This window comes from Solwaraspora sp. WMMD406, assembly GCF_029626025.1.
Taxonomy (GTDB): Bacteria; Actinomycetota; Actinomycetes; order Mycobacteriales; family Micromonosporaceae; genus Micromonospora_E.
Window position 1 is genome coordinate 5,836,231 of sequence record NZ_JARUBF010000001.1, and the last position, 20,730, is coordinate 5,856,960.

Here is a 20,730-nt window from a genome sequence, read left to right on the forward strand (position 1 = left end):
GCAACCCGCTCTCAACTCGTAGGACGGGGCATGTCGATCAGCGATCGACGCTGCGTTGCGAAATGGCATCGAGCAGCGCCGGATGCAGGACGTGGTTCCAGCCGGCCCCACCCATGGCCAGCCGCCAGGTCCGTAGCCACATCTCAATCAGATAACTCTGCGCGACCAGCTCACGGCAGGGCGCGTCGAGGCCGAGCCGCGACCCGTACCTCAGCAGCTGGTCGTCCACGGCCGCGACCGCCGTCGGTACCGGCGCGCCGCGCAGGATCAGCGCCCGCTGGAAGGCGTCGTGGGCGAGGTCGAACCCGACCGGCACGTCCGGACCACTGTGCTCCCAGTCCCAGGCGACCAACCGATCGGCGTGCCGGCCCAGATTCCACGGCACCCAGTCACCGTGCCAGACACCGTACTCGGCCAGGACCGGACCGTACCGTCGCGCCAGATGGTCGACGGCCGCCACCAGCCGCCGACCCGCCGCCGGGTCACCAGCCGGTCCCGACTCCGCCGCCGCCGACTCTGCCAGCGACCGCAGCCGGTCGAGAAACGGCGAACCGGTCAACGCCCGCCGCTCGCCCGGGGCACCGGACCGACGGGCGACCGCCAACAGCGCGGCGCAGTCCGGCGCCGCGGTGGGGCTCAGGCCCCGGATCTTCGGTGGCAACGGCTCCACCACGGTGACCGCCTGCCCCGCCCAGTCCCCCGCCACCAGCACCCGGGGAACCAACGGGTGATCGCCACCCGGTGCCGGCACGGTCGACAGCACCGCCGCCTCGGCGCGCACCAGCCGCCGGGTCGCGTCGTTCCAGCCGATCTTGGCGTAGCCACGCGGCCGGCCGGCGGCGTCGAACAACTGGACCGTCGGTTTGTGATTCGGGTCCGGCGGCCGGACCCCGATCGCCGCGTACCACCGCTGCCCGCCGAGCCGGTCGGCGAGATGGTCCACCAGCATCAGCTCGGCCACGTCCACCCCACGCGCCGGCGCCGACACGGTCAGCACCGACGGTCGGGTCAGCCGCAACGCCCCGGTACGCGCCATCGCGCCCAGCACCGCACGGGGCAGCCGGACCCGGGCCGGCCGCAGCGCGTTGTAGGCCCAGACCGAGGCCGCGGTCATCCGACGTGGACCCACCGGCAGCAGGAACCGGGCGCGCCGTACCGACGGAACCACCACGTAGCGGGCCAGCGTCCGAGACGTCGTCGACCCGTCGGCGACCGACGGTTCGGCCGCCACCGACCGCGCGCCGTCGGCCAGCCGTACGCCATCGGCCAGCCGTACGCCATCGGCCGGGGCGACCGTCAGGCGCAGCCGCTCATCCGGAAATACCGCCCGGGTCACCCAGCCCAGGCCGTCGTCGCCCGACCGGGGATCGAATCCGCTCACGACGTCAACCCGGCCCAGTCCAGCCGCAGTCCGAGCTGGTCGCGCAACGCCTCGCTGTGCGGCCGGAAGTAGTCGGTCAGCTCGGCCCGCAGGTCGCCGTCCATCGGCGCCGAACGGCGGTCGTTGTAGACCGAGAACGACGGCAGGTCGTACTCGGGCAGGTCGAGGAAGCCGAGCGTACGACGGTAGGCCGACCGGGTGTCCCGGTAGAACTCCTCACTGGTCAGGAAGAGGAATTGGGACCGGTCGAAGCGCTCCAACCAGGGCCGCAGATGGTCCACGTAGCGTCCCCGGGCCCGGTAGGTGTACCAGTCGTACGGCTCGCTGAAGAAGTCCGGGTCGGCGATCAGCCGGTCCCGCTCCCCCGCTGTCCGTTCCTCCTCCCGGGCCAGCGCCTCCGGGAAGCTCAACGGCTCCTTGCCCTCGGTACGCCGCTCCTTCCAGTGCGAGTACGCCCGTTCGACCGGGTCGCGCAACAGCACGATCAGCCGTACCGACGGCATCAGGTCGTGCACCCGCCCCGGAGCCAGCGGGTGGAACATGTAGAGCGGTGCCGCCTCACCGGCGCGGACCGGGCCACCATGACGGACGGCGAGCGCGTCCCGCTGCCGCTGGGTCGGAAAGTGCGACCTATACCACGCCTCACCCCGAGACCAGTGCTCCTCGAAGTAGTGCGTCGCCTTGGTGTTCCAGGCGGGAAACAGCCGGGGCACCAGCGGATGCTGAACGAGGTAGTTCCACAGTGACGTGGTACCGCCGCGCTTGGTGCCGATGATCAGGAAGTCCGGCAACGGTCGCTGGTCGCTGGTGCGTACCCCGTAGTGCACCAGCGACTGCCGTACCCGGTCGGTGACCCGCACTGGAACGACCTGCTTGAGCCGGTCTCGGATGGACGGCATACGGTCCTCACCCGCCTTTCTGTCTGATGCCACGGATCGCGCTGGCACCGCGCCACAACCGGCGCCGCGTCCCCGGCAGCGCCACTGTCCCGGCCGCGACGACAGCCAGCGTCGCCAACGCGTACCCCAACCCGGTCACGTCTCGTCCGGCGACGGCCACCGCCAGAGCGGCCGCCGCACCGACCACGGTCGACACCGCCGTCGCGGCGATCAGCATCGACCGGTCGACCAGGGGACGGCCGATCACGATCCGGGCGGCGGTCCACGCGATCAGGTTCTCCACCACGATCCCGGTCCCCCAGGCGACCGCCGCCCCGGACACCCCGTACTGCGGAATCCACCACAGGCCCAGCGACACGGTGACCACCAGGTTCGCCGCCGCTGCCAGCAGGTGCAGGCCGCTGCGGCCGCTCATCAGCAGCAACGTCTGCACGTTACCGACCGCGACGTTGACCAACATGGCCAGTGACAGCCACGTCATCGCCGCCGCCCCGGCGGTGAACTCCGGTCCGAACACGCTCAGGAAGCCCGGTGCGAACACCGCCAGCAGCAGATACACCGGCCAGGACAGCACCAGAGCCCAGGTGGTCAGCTGCCGGTGCACCGCCGCCGCCGCCGTCCGCCGGTCCTCGCCGAGCAGCCGGGACAGCTGGGGAGCGACCGCCACTCGCAGCCCCTGCAGCGCCAGCTGCCCGGCCAGGACGTAGCGGCCCACCGCGCCGAACAGGCCGGCGGCGGCCGGACCGGCCAGGATCGCGGCGAGCAGCACCCCGACCCACATGCCGCCGGCGTCGATCGCCGCCGACCCGGCACGCGGCAACGCGAACCGCCAGAAGGTCCGCCAGTCGCCGCGACCGGGACGCACGGCGGCCCCGGCGCCGACGCCCAACGGCCTGACGACCAGCGCGGCACAGACCAGCACGGCGATCACCGCCGGCAGCAGCCAGCCGGACATCCCGAGCAGCACCGCGCCACTGGTGAACGCGGCGAGACCGACCAACAGCGGCCGACCGATCGGCAACAGGAAGAACTGCACCGAGACGTACGCACCGATCGGGCGTACCGCCCGCACCGTCGCCAGCAGCAGGCCGACGGCGACCAGCACCGGCAGGCCGACCGCGCAGAGCTGCACCAGTCGCCGGCCACCGGCGGTCGCCGGATCGAACAGCACCGCCGCCAGCTGCGGCGCGGCGAGCAGACCGGCCACCGCAGCGACGCCGGCGAGCACCAGTGGCGGGATCAGCGCCACCGGCACCATCCGGGCGGCGTCACCGTCCGGGCCGGTCCGCCGTCGCGGCAACGACCAGAGCAGGCCGGTCTCGGCGCCCAGGGTGCAGACGGCGCAGGCGACGGTGAGCAGTCCGACTGCGGTGAAGAACGCGCCGGCTCCGGCCGGACCGTAGCCCCGGGTGACGACCACCGCGAGAACGAAGCCGAACAGACCGCTGGCCGCCGCGCCGACCAGTCCGATCGCCGCGCTGCGGGCGCTACGGCGGGTCTCGCCCCGGTCGACGGTGGCGGTCACCGCAACCCCCCGCGAGATGCCACGCCGTGCCCGACCGGCACGGCCCCGGCCGGGTCAGGTCGGCCCGGGTCAGGTCGGCCCGGGTCAGGTCGGACCGGTCGCGACGGCTGTCGCCGAGTGGTCAACGCCAGCGCGACTCCGACGACGTAGAACGCGGCGGTCAGGTTCTGGTTGACCAGGCCGTAGAACGGCAGCTGGACCAGGGCGATCAGCGGTACGACGGACAGCCACTGGCCAGCCGCCGAGGTGGCTCGCCAACAGGTCGCCAGCACCACCAGGAACCAGCCGATGAAACAGACGAGCGCGGGTATCCCGTGGCTGAACAGAACCGTCCACAGCTGACCCTGGGTGCCGATCGGCGCGTCCGCCGAGACCGTGTCGACCTGAAGCGGAGTGCCGAAGCCGACCAGCGGCGAGCTGCGCACCCAGCGCAGCACCTCCAGGTAGAGCGACATCCGGTCGGTGTTGGTGTTGCTCGCGCTGACCCGACGCTCGATCAGCGCGCCGATCGGGATCACCAGGGCGGCGAGCCCGCCGACGGCGAGCACTCCGAGCATGGAGGCGAGCACCTTGATGTTGCCCCGGACCACGGCGCGCATCCCGAGCACGGCCAGCCCGACACCAAGGCTCAGGAACATCCCCCGGTTGAGGGTCAGGAACGCGGGTGGCAGCGACAACGGCAGGGCGACCAGCAGGACCGTACGGAGCACGCCACTGGCGCCGAGCAGCAGGCAGGCGACCACCGCCGGCACGAGGATCGCGTACGTGCTGCCGAAGGTGTTGGTGTAGGCGTACGGTGCAGCGGGCCGGAAGATCGGGTTGAGCGATCGGGCGCTGTACTCGGTGGCTTCGGCGTGCACCATGTCCCGGATGAACGGGTTGCCGGTCAGCCCACCCGGCAGAATCAGCTCCATCGGTGTGGTCATCGAGAAGCGCGGCATCAGCACGCCGAGCCAGCCGAGTACGACCAGCGCGACGAAGAACGCCGCCAGCGGCGCCAGCACCAGGCTCGGCGACTCCCGCTCCCGGGCCACGGTGAAGACGTAGCAACAGACGACGAACGCGGTGAGGTAGAAGACCAGCCGAAGACCGAAGGTCAGCAGCGACGAAAACCCGGCCAGCTGAGTCGCGCTCACCACGACGAGTGCCAGGAAGGCCAGCCAGACGCCACTGCCGGCGGGCATGACGATCTGCCCTCTGGTGAGCATGAACATCAGCAGCAGGGCACCGAGCAGCGGCCATCCGAAGTAGAACACCCCGGCGATCCACCAGACCGGAACGAGGCCGAACATCAACCACAGCGGCCAGATCGGCAGTCTCGGCGGATGCCGGACGGGTTCAGCCACGGCCGCTGCCGGTGAGCACGAATCCGAGCGGCTCGACACCGGCTGCGTTCAGTCGGGCAGCCAGTCGGCGCAGGTCGGCCAGCCGGGTACGGTCACGTTCGACCAGCACGATCGCGGTGCCGGCCCGTGCCTGCCGGACACCACGTTCGTCCGACTCGGCCGGGGGTGCGTTGACCAGCACGATGCCGTCCGAGGCAGTCTGTGGGTAGGGTCCGATCCGGACCGTACCCGCGCCGACGGTGAGCGCGTCGGCGGGCAGGGTCGGCACGGCGACCGTGCCGACGGCAGGCCGGTCACCGGAGGTCGTACGGTCTCCGGAGGTCGTACGGTCTCCGGAGTCCGGAGACGGTCCGCCGGCGGTGTCCGGGACCGGCTCGCCACCGGCATCCGGATCCGAGGCCAGCCGACCGATGGTGGACATCACGCCAGCGGTGGTCGACGCCGCACCGCCGGCCGCCGGCACGTTCGGCGGGGAACCGACGGTCGCCGTACGCGGGGTCGGGACCGGTCGGGGCGACGGCCGGCGCACGGGTGTCTGGTCGGCCGGCGTCGGATCGACCACCAGCGGATCAGCTGCCGACGGTTCGCCGGCCGGCGTGCTGGTGGCCGACGGACCGGCGACAGCCGGATCGGTAGCCGACGATTCGGTGGCCGACGGATCGCCCGACTCGGTGATCCGGGGCAGGATGACCGTCTGATCTGGATCACGCCGGACCCGATCCGGCGGCGTGAGCACGTACGTGCTCTCCGGATCGCCGTCCGGATCACTGCCGGGCAGCGCCGCCCAGCTGGTGCCGGAGCCCGTACTGGTGCCGTTCGTGGTGCCACCGGCACCGAGCGTCGGCGCGGACCCCGCCGGCACGAATGGCCCCGAGGGCACGCGCCGCCGGTCGGCGAGCAACGCGGTACGCAGTGCGGCGAGTCGGTAGCTGTCGTCTCCGATGTAGACGTCGTGCCCGTCGGCGGCGAGTGCCACCGCCAGGCTGGCGGTCATCGGCGTGGTGTCCTCCCGATTGCGGGCGGCGACGACCACGACCGGGCTGCGGACGGCGCGTCGGAGCTGCTCCGCGATCGCCATCGCCACGTACCGGATGTCGGCGTCCACGGTGCGGGCGTCGACCCGCAGCCCACGGCGGCGGACCGTGCCGAGCAGCGGCAGCCCGGTGACGTCCCGGGCGTCGGCGACGGATCGGACCCGCCGATCGGTCGATTCCCGCAGGTAGCTCAGCAGGATGCCGAGCACGACGCCGAGCAGCAGTCCCGCCGCGAGATAGAGCGCTCCCGGCTGGCCGTCGGTCGACAGCTGCTGCTGGGCGGTCTGGGTCACCCACCCGGGGGTGACGTCGATCGCGGCGATCTCGGTCCGTGCCGCGCTGAGCTGGGTCAACTGGTTGCTCAGCGAGGTGAACTCGGCCAGGGCGGCGTCAGCGGCCGACCCGTCGGCCTGCGCGACCCGGCGTTGGGCGGCGGTCTGCTGCTCGGCCACCGCGTCGATGCTGGCGTCGTAGGACGCCAGCATGTCGGTCCGCTGCCGCTCGTACATCTGCTCGCGGACGTCCAGATAGGTCTCGGCGGCGAGGTTGACCATCGCCACGGCGTCGTCCACCGTGTCGTCGGAGTAGGTGAAGCGCAGGATCTGTCCTCCTGCCGGGACCTCGATCTCCAGCGCCCGGCGGACGGTGACCAGATCGGTGTCCCGGTCGGCGGCGATGCGCGACAGCACCTCGGTGCTGGTGGCGATGCCGCTTTCGACGTTCATGTTGATGGACCGGTCCGCCCCGGCACCCGGATAGGTGAAGGCGTCGGTGACCACCGGACGGACGGCGACGACCGCGGTCGCCGAGGCGCTGGGCGGGGCGACGGTCAGATATCCGATCGCCAGCAGCAGACCGGTCACCGCGCCGGCGACGACCGCCAGCCAGCGACGGAGCGGCACGCGGAGCAGGTCGGTGATGGTCAGGGTCCTCGGTGGCTGGTCACTCATCGAACTTTTTCACAATCTGCTGCGGGTTGCCGATCACCACGACGCGGTCCGGCACGTCGGAGCGGACCACGGTGCCGGCACCGACCACACTGTCCCGGCCGATCCGGACACCTTTCATGACGAGTGCGTGCGCCCCGATCCAGACGTTGTCGCCGACGACGATCGGCGCTCTGGCCGTCGCGGTCGCCGGTGCGTGCCGCAGATCCGGAGGCAGGTTGTGGAAGTCGTTGTCCATCAGCTCGCAGTCGGACAACAGGCAGCGGTCACCGACCTCGACCGTGGTCCAGCTGCCGATCCAGGTGGCGTTGAGCAGACAGTCGGCACCGACCCGGACCTCTCCCGTCCCGGCGAAGCGAACCAGCTTGTTGAGCCGGGTGCGATCGCCGATCGTCACCCGGACGCCGCGCCGGAGTCGAATCCGGCCCCGGATCTCGACGTCACGCCCGAGGCGCAGCCGCGGATATCGCATCCGGTAGTAGCGACGCTTGACGGCGAAGGCCATCCGCAACAACCGGCCGTGGCGGGGTGCGCCCAGCTCCACAGCAACGCCTCCATCCCGACGGACCTGTGCCCGTACGAATTGTTGGCGGGCCGACGGCACGATCACCGCCGTCGGCCCGCCAACAGCTACCGCGAGAATATTGCCGATCTGTTACTCAGCCGCGAAGAACATGGATCGATTGGTCCAGTCAAGCGCTGGATCCGGTTCGGCCAGGATACTCACGGTCGCCCCGTCCACCGCAACGTCCGCGGTGGGATCGAAGGGAACGGAACGCAGTCTCCCGTCGGTCGAGCCGTACACGATATTGCCGTTCACCCACGCCATCCCTCGGATGGACGGCCAGTACACCCCGATTGTCGGCACCGCGAACTCGGTCGCGCCGAGGTAGTTGCCGTCCAGTTCGAAGTACCGGTAGAAGAGCGAGGTGTTGCGACCACTGGCCCGGGTGTAATAAAGACGGCCATCAAGGTAAAAAGCGGCATTCATCTCCAACGCGTTGAACCAGGCGTTGAACCCGGATGCCTCCCAGGGTGCCCCCACGGTGTTGCCGTTGAACATCGAGATGTTCACCCGGCCGCCGGTGAGGAGGCCGGGAACCGGTCGGGCCCAGTAGATCCGGTCGTGCACCCGCCACACCGCACCGGCGTCGACCAGGTTGGCCTGGCTGCTGACCGTCGGGGTGCCGAGGGTCGCCCCGTCGAACGGCACCTTGGTCAGATCACCGGCGGCCGACGCCAGATAGAGGTAGCCGGTGGCGGCGGTCGGCGGGTTGCGCGGCACGATGGTCCGCCCACCGGCGGTGGGGAACATGCCCAGCCGGCCATGGTATTCGTTGCCCATGCCGTCGGAGTCATGGCCGAAGTAAAGCCCGTCCGAGCCGAACCAGAGCACCGGCAGGTCCGGGCCCCAGCTGACCGCCCCGGACGGCAGGGCCGAGCCGCCGCTGCGCCGAGGGTTCCAGTTGACCGGCATCCCGGTGGCCACGGTGACCGCCCCGATCCCCAGCCGGTCGATCGCCCCGTTGCCGGCCGCGTCGCTGCGGTTGGGGTTGTTCAGCCAGCGGAAGTGCCCGCCGAGGTAGGCGATGCCGTTGCGGACCGCGACCGCGGTGATCGTGTCGTTGCCGGTGAAGTTCACCCAGGTCCCGTCCAGGTTGGCACCCCGACCGGCGGTCTCGTACCGCACCAGCGCATCGCAGTACGCGGCGGGCCAGCCGGATCCACCATTGGTGCCGACGACGAAGTAGCTGCTGTCGTCGCCGAAGTTGAGGTCCTGCACGTAGTGGGTGAAGGTCCGCCAGGAGCAGCCCGGCTCGAACCGGTGGTTGCTGTTCCAGTCGACGAGGGTCGGCGTACCGGTCAGGTCGATCATGGCGATCTGCTCCCGGTTCTCCCCCGCGACCTGCCGGAAGTTGCCACCGACGACCAGCGTGGCACCGTCGGGCGCCACATCCAGCGTCCACACGTACGGCGAGACGTCGTGCCGGCCCACCCCGATGTCGATGGTGAACGTGGGATCGATCTCGCCGGTGGCCGCGTGCAGCCGGGCCAGGCCCGCGTGGGCCGTGCCGTTGACCCAGTTGAAGGCGCCGCCGATGTAGAGGAAGCCGCCGCTGACGTCCATGTCGCGAACGACGCCACCGTCGGATCGGCCGGCCCAGGAGGTGACTGTCGCTCCGGTCGCCGGGTTCAGCGCGACCAGGTTGCGTCGGGCCTCGCCGTTGACGGTACCGAAGACTCCGCCGACGATCAGGTCGCCGTTCGGGCTGACGGCCAGCGCGTTGACCGCGCCGTCCAGTTGTGGCGCGAATCCGGCGACGATCGCCCCGGTGGTCCGCTCGTAGGCGAACAGGTAGGGGCGGGCCTGCCAGGTCGTCGCCCCGGCCGGACGTACGTCGGTGAAGGTGCCACCTACGTAGATGACATTGCCGATCTCGGCGAACGCACGGGTCTCGCCGTTACGGGCGTTCGGAGTGTGATCGGCCGGGTTGGCCGACACGACGGTGGCCGGACCAGGCACGGGGACGACAGCGGCCCAGGCCGGAGTCGCGACGATGGTCAGCGCGAGCAGAGAAGCACCGGCGACCAGGAATGGCGCCCGCGAATGCCGGCGGCCGGGCAGCAGCCAGCGAGGCTGGGATTGATTCACGCTTCCCTCCAGATGGGAAATTTTCTCAGCTAGCGTGCGCCAATCCCAGCCTGCTTTGACATCCACCGATCGGACGCCTGGTCGTCCCGTGGTTGTCAGGCGGCTGTCGCCTGGTCGTCGACGAACTGGTGTACCCACCTCGCTCGGCCACGACCTACCCGCACCAATGTGGCCGATTCAAGGTCAGATCACCTCACCGTCGAGTCGTCTCCCGGTCAGATCGTCTTGCTGTCGGCTCACCGATTGACAGGTAAAGGCTGTTTGAAGTATGGATCCTTGCCCGCAGCCGTGAACCCGGCGAGAGCAGACGGCGTGTGGTTCATCGTCATGTCACACGACGCCGACGTGGTCGTCGACCCGGCCGAGTTGAAGTAGACCACCGCTTTGATCTTCGGGTGGGCCTTGACCGCCGCCGGGAACTGCTCGAACCATCGGCGCTTCGCCCCCGGGTCGTCGGGGTCGAAGTTGGTGCCGAACTCCGCGAGCATCCGCGGCTTGCCCGCGCCGATCCCGTGCTGGTCGAGCCAGCGGTAGAAGCCACCCACCGTGGTGTGCGGATCCTTCCAGGTCTTGCCGCCGTTGCAGGCGTAGAAGTTGTACGGGTCGTAGCCGACCCAGTCGACATAGGAATCACCCGGGTAGAGGCCGGCGTACCGGTCGTAGTGGCCCGACCAGCCCATCATCACCCACACCCAGACGGCGTTGTCCGCGCCCGCCTTGTCGAACCGCTGGTGCACGTGCCGCCAGGCCCGGACGAAGTCGGCGTCGCTGCCCTTGGCGGGCTCGTCCTCCGGCTCGTGGTCGAAGCCCATGAACACCGGAACCCCGGTCGCCTTGATCCGACCGGCCACGTCGTCGATCACCGAGTCATACCGTCCGCTGTAGACGTCGTGCCAGGTCAACGTGGTGCCGGAGGAGAAGATCCGGGACTCCCAGGCGAAGAACATCAACCGGCCCCCCCGCATCTGCTCCTGCTCGAACTGGTCCGGGAAGGCGCCGTTGCTACCGGAGTTGGAGAAGTCGTGGTAGCGGTGCACGAGGTCGAACCGCCGGCCGACCTGTGCCTCCACCTCGGCCACCGCCCCGCCGTGGTCCCAGCCCTTGGCGGCGCTGGTCGGCGAGTACATCCCCCACCATGCCCCGCAGGAGGGGACCAGCAGCGCCGAGACCTCGCCGCAGCCGATCCCGGGTGCGGGTGGACCGACCGACGGGCTCGCCGCCGGAGGCGGACTTGCCCTGCTCGGCGTGGGCGCGACGGTCGGACTCGGCGGCGGGGCGGTCGACGCCGGCGCGGACGGACTGCCCGGCGGCGCCGGTACGGTGGTCACCGGTACGCCAGCGGACGGATCCGCGGGCCGGCCGGTGGGCGGATCGAACTCGATCAAGAGTCGTGGCCGGATCGACGGATCCCGGTATTCCATCGACGGCCAGTAGATCCGATCCGACCGGTCTTCCTGACGGAGCGCGAAGGTGACACGTCCGTTGCCGGTGACCTGAGCCGACACGTCCCACTCGTTGTATCCCTTGCGGACCTGGGACACGGCCGCCAGCTCGGTCGACGAATCGTCCGCCGAGGTCGGTACGGTGCTCAACGACGGACGCGGATCACCGGCGTCGACCACGCTCGGATGGACGGCGACCCGGGCGTCGAACCGCTGCCAGGAGTACAGCCGGAGCCGGACCCGCAGGTTGCGGGCGCCGGGTGGCACAGCGGCGACGTCGAACGCGACGATCGCGTCCCGCGCCCCGCGCGGATTGCGTTCGCACAACCGGGGACAGGTGGCTAGGGTGGTCTTCACCCCGTTGTCACCGTCCTGGACGACGTCGGTCGCGGTAGTGTCGGCCACCGCCGCGATGGCGATCTCGTCGTCGGCCAGCAGCGGCAAAGCGGTGATCACCATACCGGCCAGCAAGGCCGCGCTGACTCCCCCGACGATCAGCCGACGACGCCCGGATCCGACCCGCCCGACGGTGGTGCTCAATCTGTGTCTACTCAATGAAACGACCCCCCTGTGGCACGAGCTTGCGGCGCGAGCGTATCGGGGGTAAGCACGGACGCACGTCGGGTAATCGGATATCTAAGCAACTGTTAAATTTACCGACGTCATATGACGATCTTGGAAATCACCTTCGCCATCAGGCGAAACGCCTTCCCCCGGTGGCTGATCGCGTCCTTCTCGGCCGGACTGAGCTCGGCATTGGTCGACTGCTGACCGTCACCGACGAAGATCGGATCGTATCCGAACCCGCCGCTGCCCCGGCCGGCCCGCAACAGCCGGCCGGACTGGCGACCCTCGACCAGATGCTCCTTGCCCCCGGGCAGCACCAGCGCGGCGGCACAAACGAACGAGGCGGACCGGTGCTCGTCCGGCACGTCGCCGAGCTGAGCCAGCAGCAGATCCAGATTGGCCTGGTCGTCGCCGTGCCGACCGGACCACCGGGCGCTGAACACCCCAGGCATCCCGCCGAGCGCGTCCACCGCCAGACCGGAATCGTCGGCGACTGTCGGCAGACCCGTGTAGCGACATCCCTCCCGCGCCTTCAGCAGGGCGTTCTCCCCGAATGTGAGGCCGGTTTCGGGCACCTCGTGGTAGGGCTCCAGATCCGCCAGCCCGACCAGCTCGATCCGCGCCACACCCAACGACGAGTCCAGGATGCGCTGCAGCTCGGCGAGCTTCTTGGCGTTGCGGGTGGCCAGCAGGAGCCGGGGACGCTCGCCCACGGACCCGCTCACTGGTCCAACGCCGTCCGCTGGGCCCGGGCCAGCTCGGCGCAGCCGGCGACCGCCAGGTCGAGCAGCGCGTCGAGCTGGTCCCGGGCGAAGACCGCCGCCTCACCGGTGCCCTGCACCTCGACGAAGTCGCCGTCGCCGGTACAGACCACGTTCATGTCCACGTCCGCCGCCACGTCCTCCAGATAGCACAGGTCCAGGCGCGGTTCGCCACCGATCACCCCGACGCTGACCGCGGCCACCGAACGGTGCATCACCTCGTCGGGCTTGCCGGTGAGCGACTTGCGCCGCGCCAACCACCGGACCGCGTCGTAAAGAGCGACGTAGGCGCCGGTGATCGCGGCGGTCCGGGTGCCGCCGTCGGCCTGCAGCACGTCGCAGTCGAGCACGATCGAATTCTCGCCGAGGGCCTTGAGGTCGACGGAGGCCCGCAGGCTGCGTCCGATGAGGCGGGAGATCTCATGGGTACGGCCACCGAGGCGGCCCTTCACGCTCTCCCGGTCCGACCTGGTGGTGGTGGCCCGGGGCAGCATCGCGTATTCGGCGGTGACCCAGCCGAGCCCGGAGCCCTTGCGCCAGCGCGGCACCCCTTCGGTGACACTGGCGGTGCAGATGACCTTGGTCTCCCCGAACTCGACCAGCACCGACCCCTCCGGGTGGATGCTCCAGTCGCGGGTCAGCGTCACCGGGCGTAGCTGGCTGCTCGTACGTCCATCAGGTCGTGCCATGCGCAGAGCCTATGTGCCCGGCCGACGGCGACCGATGTCGGGTTGCGCCCCGGTCCTCGTCCCGGCGTCGCGTCCCCCGCCGGTCGGACCGTCGCTCGTCAGGCCGCCACCGGGATGCGGGCGGCGACGCCGGGAGCGTCCAGCACCGCCTGGTAGTGCTCGATCAACTCGTCGCCGATCGCCGCCCAGGTCCGCCCGGCCACCGCGGCCCGTGCCGCCCGACCGTACCTGTCGCGGCGCTGCGGGTCGGCCACCAGGTCCGCGACCGCCGCGGCCAGCACGGCACCGTCGCCCGGCGGAACCAGCAGCCCGGTGCGGCCCGGTGCCACCAGGTCGACCGGTCCGCCGACCGCCGGCGCCACCACCGGTACGCCGCTGGCCTGTGCCTCCTGCACCGTCTGGCCGAATGTCTCGTGCGGCCCGGTGTGTACGAAGATGTCCAGACTGGCGTAGAACTCGGCCAGGTGGTCGCCGTGTCTGGCGCCGAGGAACCGTACCGCCGGTAGTAGGCGCTCCAGGTCCTTGCGGGCCGGACCGTCACCGACCACCACCACCCGAACCCCGGGCAACCGGCTGGTCTCGGCCAGCAGATCGACCCGTTTCTCGGCGGCGAGCCGGCCGACGTACCCGACGAGCACCTCGCCGTCGGGTGCCAGCGACCGGCGCAGCCGGGCGCACCGGCGGGCCGGGTCGAACCGGACCGGGTCGATCCCCCGCCCCCAGATGCGCACCCGGTCGATCCCGTTGGCGGTCAGGTCCGCCGCCGCCGCCGTGGAGGGGGCCAGGGTCCGGTCCGCCGCGTTGTGGATCTCGCGCAGCCATCGCCAGACGGTCGCCGCGCTCCACCCGAGGTGGTAGGCGCGGGCGTAGGCGGCCACGTCGGTCTGATACACCGCGAGGGTGGGCAGCCGGAGCCGGCGGGCCACCGTCAACCCGCGCGCGCCGAGCACAAACGGGCTGGCCAGGTGCACGACGTCCGGGGCGTGTGCGGTCAACACCTCGGTCAACCGGCGGCTGGGCAGGCCGAGCCGGAAGCTGCGGTACAGCGGGACCGGCAGGCTCGGCACCCGGACCACCGGGTACGGCAGGACGCCCTGCTCCGTACGGCTGGCCGCAGCCGGCGCCGGGGCGATCACCATCGGATCGTGTCCCCGCGCGACAAGGTGCTCGGCGACCCGGACGACGGAGTGGGCGACGCCGTTGAGATCCGGCGGGAAGGACTCGGTGACGATCGCGACGCGCATGGACTCACGGTGTCGTCCATGTGGGTTTCGGAGGCGACACGTCGCTGACCACCGGGCGAACAGTCCGTGACTCCTCCGGCCCGGTGCCGATCTGCCCTTCAGATGTCGTAGCGGGATCCGGCGCGGACGATCTCCACCGGCCCGTCGAAGGTCGACGCCGCGGCCTCGAAGGTCGACGCCTCACTGCCCCAGGCGGTCACCAGGTGGGTCAGCAGCAGTCGGCCGACCCCGGCCTTGGTGGCGGCCTCCCCCGCTTCCCGTCCGGTCAGGTGCAGGTCCGGTGGGTTGTCGACGCCGTCGAGATAACTCGCCTCGCAGAGGAAGACGTCCGCCCCCTGGGCCAACCGCAGCAACGACTCGCAGGGTGCCGTGTCCGACGAATAGGTCAACACCCGCTCGGCGTGCTCGACCCGGACGCCGTAGGTCTCGACCGGATGGTTGACCCGGTCGACGGTGATCTGCAACGGACCGATCGGGAAACTGCCGGGCTGCAGGCCGTAGAAGGTGTAGACGTCGTCCACCGGCGTGCCGTCGGTGCTGTAGGCCGTGGCGATCCGGTCAGGTGCGCCGGCCGGGGCGTAGACCGGCAACGGCGGATGGGGGCCGTCCGGGGCGTAGCGTCGGACGACCACGTACGTGCAGGCGTCGAGCATGTGATCGCAGTGCAGGTGGGTCAGCAGGATGGCGTCGACCGCGTGCAGACCGGCGTAGCGTTGCAGCGCCGAGAGCGAACCGGACCCGAAGTCGAGCAGCAGCCGAAACCCATCAGCCTCGACCAGGTACGCCGAGCACGCGGACTCGGGCCCCGGAAAACTGCCGGCGCAGCCGAGAACAGTCAAACGCATCAAGTGTTCCAATGGTCACGGTAAGAAACCGACAGCGCGCCGATCCTGCCATCGAAGATCTCCATCAGCGGCTCTGCCACGCTGGGCAGCCTACGCTGCGGCCAGCGAGGTTATGAAAGATCCGCTGCAACTTGTCGCGAACGTGACACAGAAGCGCGAACAAGTGGAGCGACTTCGACAACCCGGCCACCGTTACACATAGCAAGACCAATCCTTTGCACGCACACCAGCTCGTCGAACACTGGTCACGGCGATGGCAGGATGGTGACGAATGGGCACGAAGGCCGGTTCTTCCTCGCTGTCGGACCACAGCCACCCTCGGGAGTCGTCGACTCGGCAGCTCGGCAGATCAGCCTGGGCCACCCTGCTCGGGGCATCGTGGCTCGCGGTGGCGCTCGTCGGGCTCTCGGCGATCAGATCCGGCCAGGCTCCCGGCTGGTACGAGCCGATGCTGGTCGGCAGCGGCCTCGTCGGCATCGCCAGTGCCGCCGTCGGGTTCCTGATCACCCGACGGCGGCGAGTGACGGTGGCGTTGTTGCTGACCGCGACCGCTCTGCTGGCGGCGGCGGCCGGGGTCACCGCGGCGACGCCGTGAGGAACGCCCTCGACGCCGTGAGGAACGCCCTCGACGCCACGGTGACCCGGGACCGCCGGTCGGTCACGCCCAGAGCTGGCCGTCGAGTGCTTCCTCGGCGTCGGCCAGCGTCCCGCCGTACGCTCCGGTCGAGAGGTACTTCCATCCCCCGTCGGCGACCAGGAAAGCCACGTCCGCCCGCCGCCCGGCTTTGACCGCCTCGTGGGCCACGGCCAACGCGGCGTGCAGCACCGCGCCGGTGGAGAAGCCGACGAAGAGGCCTTCGACCTCGACCAGCTGACGGGTACGCAGCACCGCGTCCCGGGTGCCGACGGAGAACCGCCGGGTCAGCACCCTGGCGTCGTACAGTTCGGGGACGTATCCCTCGTCGATGTTGCGCAAGCCGTACACCAGCTCGCCGTACCGAGGCTCGGCCGCGACGATCTCAATGCCGTCGACCTTCTCCCGCAGGTATCGTCCGGTGCCCATCAACGTGCCCGTCGTGCCCAGCCCCGCGACGAAATGAGTGATCGTCGGCAGGTCGTGCAGCAACTCCGGCCCGGTCGTCTCGTAGTGCGCGCGGGCGTTGCCGTCGTTGCCGTACTGGTAGAGCATCACCCAGTCCGGATGGTCGGCGGAGATCTGTTTGGCGGTGGCCACCGCCTGGTTGGACCCCCCGGCAGCCGGCGAGAAGATGATCTCGGCACCGTACATCCGGAGCAGCTGTACCCGCTCGGCGGAAACGTTCTCCGGCATCACGCAGACCAGCCGGTAGCCGCGCAGCTTGGCCACCATGGCCAACGAGATGCCGGTGTTGCCGCTGGTCGGTTCGAGGATGGTGTCCCCAGGACGCAGTCGGCCGGCTTCCTCGGCCGCCCGGACCATGAACATGGCAGCCCGGTCCTTCACGCTGCCGGTCGGGTTGCGGTCCTCCAGCTTCGCCCAGAGCCGCACCGGCGGTGCCCCGTCGGACACCACCGGCGCGAGTCGGGGCAGGCCAACCAGTGGGGTGCCGCCGCACGCGTCGAGCAGACTGTCGTAGCGCGCCATGGCCGCGCCTCAGCCGGCGGGGATCGGCGCCGGCGACGCCGGCTGGCCGCCCAGGAGCGCCGCCGCCGCAGCGAAGCCGAGCGCCCCACCGGCCACTGCCGGCAGGACGGTCACGGTGTCGCCGTCGGAGAGTTTGGCGTCGAGCGCGCCGAGGAACCGGACGTCCTCGTCGTTGACGTAGATGTTGACGAACCGGTGCAGGGTGCCTTCGGCGGTGACCAACCGGCCCCGCAGTCCGGAGTGCCGGGCGTCGAGGTCATCGAGCAGGGCGGCGAGGGTGTCCCCGCTGCCCTCGATGACCTTAGCTCCGCCGGTGTAGCTGCGCAGAATGGTGGGTACGCGAACTTCGATAGCCATTGACGTGCTCCTATAACGACGGTGGATCGGATCGAGACTGCGGTGCCGGACGCGGCGCTTGGGTCAGCGGCCGGACGAACACTCGTAGTCGACCGTCGTCGGGGTCTGCCCGAACAGGTACGACTGCACCGCGTGCGGATCGACACCGGCGTCAACGACGTTCACCGGTTCCTCGGACACGACGCCGTCCACGATGCGGAACGACCGGATCTCGGTGACCTCCGGGTCACGGGTGGAGACCAGCAGGTAATGGGCCTCAGGCCAGCCGGCGATGGCGGCGTCGGTCCGAGAGGGGTACGCCTCGGTCGCGGTGTGCGAGTGGTAGATCACCACCGGCTCCTCGTCCCGGTCGTCCATCTCCCGCCAGAGCCGCAGCTGCTCCATCGAGTCGAACTCGTAGAACGTCATCGAACGGGCCGCGTTTTGCATGGGGACGTGCCGGACCGGCTTGTCCGAGCCAGCCGGCCCCGCCACGACGCCGCACGCCTCGTCGGGGTGGTCCCGGCGGGCGTGCGCGACGATCGCGTCGATGATCGACCGGTCGATACTCAGCACGCCCCCCAGCCTACCGCCTCCGACGGGCAGGGCCGCCCGTGGTGGTGGTCACGCTGCCGACGGTGACCGCCGGGCCCGACGGCTCACTGCCGACCGATCATCGCCATCAGCAGGGACTCCTGCAGGTAGCCAAGGTAGGCGTAGACCGACAGCTGGAAGTGCCGACTGGACGAGCGGTCGTCGGTCTCCACGGCCGCCAGCTCCGCGCCGAGGTCGGTGTCGGGTTTGATGTCCAGTCGGACGCCGATCGCCAGGCGGGCGTCGTTGATCGCCCGTAGCCAGGCCTCCGCCGCCTCGTCGTCCAGCCGGACGTCGCCACCGGCCGGGCCGGGCAGCCCGGCGAGCACCGCTCCGGCCTGGTCGATCTTGGCGGTCTTGAGATCGCCTTCGGTGTATCGGCGGAAATCCGCCGAGCTGGCCGGATCCTCCGGATAGACAGCTGGAAAGAGCCGGTCGACCACTGGATCGTCGGGGTCGAACCCGTCGGTGAGCAGGCCGACCACCTCGGTGGCGACCTTCCGCAACACCCGTACCTCGTCGGGTGTGAAGGTGGCGACCACACCCGTACCTCGACGCCGGAACATGCTCATGCTCGATCGACAGTCGCCCAGAGCCCGTACGCGTGCAGCCGGGACGCGTCCAGCTCCATCCGCTCCCGGGCACCGCTGGACACCACCGCCCGGCCCTTGTGGTGTACGTCGAGCATCAACTGTTCAGCCCTCTCGTGGCTGTAGCCGAACAACTTCTGAAAGACCCAGGTCACGTAGGTCATCAGGTTGACCGGATCGTCCCACACGACCGTCACCCACAACCGTTCGTCACCTGGCACCTCGTCGGTGTCCGGCCGCTTTGCCGGCGCAACCTGTGGAGCCGCCATTCCCCCATCGTGCCACCGCCGCTGCCGGGAGAAGCAACCGGAAGGCCATGGAACCATCGTTCAGCGTCGTGGTGCGCCGCCGTCGATCGTCTCCGCGAGCAGGTCGGCAAGCAGGTCGGCAAGCAGGTCGGCGAGGTGGCGACGGATCAGCGTGAAGCGCGATTCGATCGCCTCCTCCAGCGAGAGCTCGAGACCCCGCACCGCCCGCTGCACCCAGGAGTGGGCCTGGTGGGGCGCCATCCCGGCCAGCCCACCGACCGGATGCCAACAGTCGGCGGTCAGCGCGATGCCGATCGGCGCCACCGGATACCGCGACGGTGGGGACGGGTAGGCGAAGTACACGTCAACCGGTCCGGCCGACGACGTGTCCGACCCCGCGACGACATCGACCTCCGCCGCGCGGCCGACCAGCAGCGCGACCGGCACCGAACCGGCTCCGGGATCAGTGCCGATCCGTCGCCGCAACTGTTCACGCAGCACGAAACGCAACGCCTGCGGGCAATCGGCGCCGAAGACGGCGAGCACCATCTCGTCGATGATCCAGTCGACCGCCTCCGCATCGGCGATCGCCGCCCGCAGCGAAAGTGCGAGCAGTTCGCGGTCGAGGAATCCGGCGCCGCTCGCCGGCCCGCCACCGTGCATGAGCTCGGGTACGACCCTGACGTGAACGCCCGCCAGGGCGATCCCGAGATCCCAGCGAACCCGCCGGCCGGCCCGGTGGACGACCCGGTCCAGGCGGCGCTCCCAGCCCGGCCGCCCCGGCCCCGACTCACCCGGGCCGGACTCACCACCGTCGGCGTCCTGCGGACCGGACTCACCACCGTCGGCGCTCTGCGGGCCGGACTCACCACCGTCGGCCAGGCCCGGCGCAGGTCCGTCGCCGGCGGCGAGCTCAGGCCGACCGACCGCCGTCAGGGCGGCGGACATGTCGAGCTCGGCCAACCCGGCCCCGGCGCGGTGCAGCGCCTCACGATCGGCCCAGTCGATCAAGGCGCGCCGCAGATACACCACGCCGGCGGCGTCCGCGTCGACCACGAACCAGGGTGCGTCGGCCAGGCCCGGTACCTCGGTGACCACGGCCGCCCGGTACGGGGCGTCGCCCTCGCTCTGCGCGCCGCCCAGGGTCACCACGCAGAAGATCTCGGCGCCGACGGCGCGTGCCCGGCGCAGCAGGTCGTAGTCGGCCTGGTGGGGTGGCGGGCCGGCGCCGATCACGAACAGGAGAGCACCCGCGCGGCGTACCGCGTCGACCAGCACGGCGACGCCGGCCGGCGTCTTCGGATCGGTGTCCGGGGTGTCGACGAAGCGGAGGTGACGCAGCACGGGATCGGGCCGGGTCACCTCGACGCGGCGTGGTGGTCGCGGCGGTGCCGGCTCGTCGCCGATCACCGACGGGCGGTCGAGACCCGGCCGGCGGTGCGGCCAGCCGGGCACGCGTACGGCGATCCGCGCGGTGGTGCCGTAGCCGACCACCAGGTAGCTCTCCGCCGGTCGGACGACGCCGACGGCGGTCCCGCCGAGCAGGGCGGCGAGTACGGCTGCGCGCGCCTCGGTGCCGCCCCCGGCCAGCACCACGGCCACCGGTTCGTCGTCGGGCGGATCGATCCGCCCGAGAGCCGGCCGGACCGTCAGGGTGGCCGCTGCCGGCGCCCGCGTCCCTTGCGACGGAGGTGCCGGTGGCCCCGGCTGACCGGGCCCGGACGGCAGCGGCGACGGACCGCCGGCCGGACCCGGCGGTGGCGTCCACGGACCGTCGGGCGAGTCCCGGGACCGCCCGGTCAGCTCGGTGAACGGCCCGCGTTGCCGAGGGACCGCAGCGCCGCCGACGACCGGTGGTGATGGTGGTGGTGGTGGTGGAGTCACAGGTTCCATCGCCGAACTCCTATCGTCCCCGTCGGTCACTGTAGGCACCCGAACGATCTGACACGCTATGCACTCGATCACTCACGCAACGAGAAACCGTGCTACTCACTGATCGACCACT

Annotated in this window: 19 protein-coding genes; 1 reads left to right on the top strand and 18 read right to left on the bottom strand. The window is 70.6% G+C overall.

All coding sequences use genetic code 11. From position 1 onward, the window contains the following. Positions 1-37: 37 nt before the first annotated feature. The 12 genes from O7632_RS25930 to O7632_RS25985 form a co-directional block, all read right to left on the bottom strand. Positions 38-1,381, bottom strand: coding sequence for a hypothetical protein (locus O7632_RS25930; RefSeq protein ID WP_278117991.1), 1,344 nt, complete (start codon positions 1,379-1,381; stop codon positions 38-40). Continuing rightward, the gene (locus tag O7632_RS25935) at positions 1,378-2,280 is read right to left on the bottom strand and encodes a sulfotransferase domain-containing protein (RefSeq protein ID WP_278117993.1); all 903 of its coding nucleotides are present in this window, start codon (positions 2,278-2,280) and stop codon (positions 1,378-1,380) included. Before O7632_RS25935 ends, O7632_RS25930 begins: the two co-directional genes overlap by 4 nt. Before the next feature lie 7 nt (positions 2,281-2,287). Next, positions 2,288-3,805: a lipopolysaccharide biosynthesis protein gene (locus O7632_RS25940; protein WP_278117995.1), complete on the bottom strand. Its 1,518-nt coding sequence runs from the start codon at positions 3,803-3,805 to the stop codon at positions 2,288-2,290. Beyond that, positions 3,802-5,097, bottom strand: coding sequence for an O-antigen ligase domain-containing protein (locus O7632_RS25945; RefSeq protein WP_278120402.1), 1,296 nt, complete (start codon positions 5,095-5,097; stop codon positions 3,802-3,804). The genes O7632_RS25940 and O7632_RS25945 overlap by 4 nt, the downstream gene beginning before the upstream one ends. A 46-nt stretch (positions 5,098-5,143) precedes the next feature. Further along, the gene (locus tag O7632_RS25950; RefSeq protein WP_278117997.1) at positions 5,144-7,135 is read right to left on the bottom strand and encodes a lipopolysaccharide biosynthesis protein; all 1,992 of its coding nucleotides are present in this window, start codon (positions 7,133-7,135) and stop codon (positions 5,144-5,146) included. After that, on the bottom strand, positions 7,128-7,637 hold the full coding sequence (locus O7632_RS25955) for an acyltransferase (RefSeq protein WP_278120403.1): 510 nt from the start codon (positions 7,635-7,637) through the stop codon (positions 7,128-7,130). The genes O7632_RS25950 and O7632_RS25955 overlap by 8 nt, the downstream gene beginning before the upstream one ends. Positions 7,638-7,787: 150 nt before the next feature. Further along, entirely contained in the window at positions 7,788-9,692 is a 1,905-nt protein-coding gene (locus tag O7632_RS25960; protein ID WP_278120404.1) for a hypothetical protein, read from the bottom strand. 329 nt (positions 9,693-10,021) lie between these two features. Then, positions 10,022-11,767 carry a glycosyl hydrolase gene (locus tag O7632_RS25965; protein WP_278117999.1) on the bottom strand — a complete coding sequence of 582 codons (1,746 nt, stop codon included), beginning with the start codon at positions 11,765-11,767 and terminating at the stop codon, positions 10,022-10,024. Between the two features lie 122 nt (positions 11,768-11,889). Further along, positions 11,890-12,507, bottom strand: a complete 618-nt coding sequence (gene rdgB, locus O7632_RS25970) for an RdgB/HAM1 family non-canonical purine NTP pyrophosphatase (RefSeq protein WP_278118001.1) — start codon at positions 12,505-12,507, stop codon at positions 11,890-11,892. 8 nt (positions 12,508-12,515) lie between these two features. After that, positions 12,516-13,244 (bottom strand): ribonuclease PH, encoded by a 729-nt coding sequence (gene rph / locus O7632_RS25975; RefSeq protein ID WP_278118002.1) that lies wholly within the window; start codon positions 13,242-13,244, stop codon positions 12,516-12,518. A gap of 98 nt (positions 13,245-13,342) precedes the next feature. Then, positions 13,343-14,488 (bottom strand): glycosyltransferase family 1 protein, encoded by a 1,146-nt coding sequence (locus O7632_RS25980; protein WP_278118004.1) that lies wholly within the window; start codon positions 14,486-14,488, stop codon positions 13,343-13,345. A gap of 98 nt (positions 14,489-14,586) precedes the next feature. Further along, entirely contained in the window at positions 14,587-15,333 is a 747-nt protein-coding gene (locus O7632_RS25985) for an MBL fold metallo-hydrolase (protein WP_278118006.1), read from the bottom strand. Positions 15,334-15,604: 271 nt separating this feature from the next. Between O7632_RS25985 and O7632_RS25990 the strand changes: the two genes are divergently transcribed. Further along, on the top strand, positions 15,605-15,928 hold the full coding sequence (locus O7632_RS25990; protein WP_278118008.1) for a hypothetical protein: 324 nt from the start codon (positions 15,605-15,607) through the stop codon (positions 15,926-15,928). Between the two features lie 63 nt (positions 15,929-15,991). Here the strand turns inward: O7632_RS25990 and O7632_RS25995 are convergent, their stop codons facing one another. From O7632_RS25995 to O7632_RS26020, 6 genes are all read right to left on the bottom strand, one after another. Continuing rightward, positions 15,992-16,957, bottom strand: a complete 966-nt coding sequence (locus tag O7632_RS25995) for a pyridoxal-phosphate dependent enzyme (RefSeq protein WP_278118010.1) — start codon at positions 16,955-16,957, stop codon at positions 15,992-15,994. A 9-nt stretch (positions 16,958-16,966) separates the two neighbouring features. Continuing rightward, positions 16,967-17,314 carry a MoaD/ThiS family protein gene (locus O7632_RS26000; protein WP_278118011.1) on the bottom strand — a complete coding sequence of 116 codons (348 nt, stop codon included), beginning with the start codon at positions 17,312-17,314 and terminating at the stop codon, positions 16,967-16,969. Positions 17,315-17,377: 63 nt separating this feature from the next. After that, positions 17,378-17,869: a M67 family metallopeptidase gene (locus O7632_RS26005; RefSeq protein WP_278118013.1), complete on the bottom strand. Its 492-nt coding sequence runs from the start codon at positions 17,867-17,869 to the stop codon at positions 17,378-17,380. 83 nt (positions 17,870-17,952) lie between these two features. Then, the gene (locus O7632_RS26010; protein ID WP_278118014.1) at positions 17,953-18,459 is read right to left on the bottom strand and encodes a DUF2017 domain-containing protein; all 507 of its coding nucleotides are present in this window, start codon (positions 18,457-18,459) and stop codon (positions 17,953-17,955) included. Beyond that, positions 18,456-18,746, bottom strand: a complete 291-nt coding sequence (gene clpS, locus O7632_RS26015) for an ATP-dependent Clp protease adapter ClpS (RefSeq protein ID WP_278118015.1) — start codon at positions 18,744-18,746, stop codon at positions 18,456-18,458. Before clpS ends, O7632_RS26010 begins: the two co-directional genes overlap by 4 nt. A gap of 60 nt (positions 18,747-18,806) precedes the next feature. Next, complete coding sequence (locus O7632_RS26020; RefSeq protein ID WP_278118016.1) at positions 18,807-20,618, bottom strand: hypothetical protein; 1,812 nt, start codon at positions 20,616-20,618, stop codon at positions 18,807-18,809. Positions 20,619-20,730 lie beyond the last annotated feature (112 nt).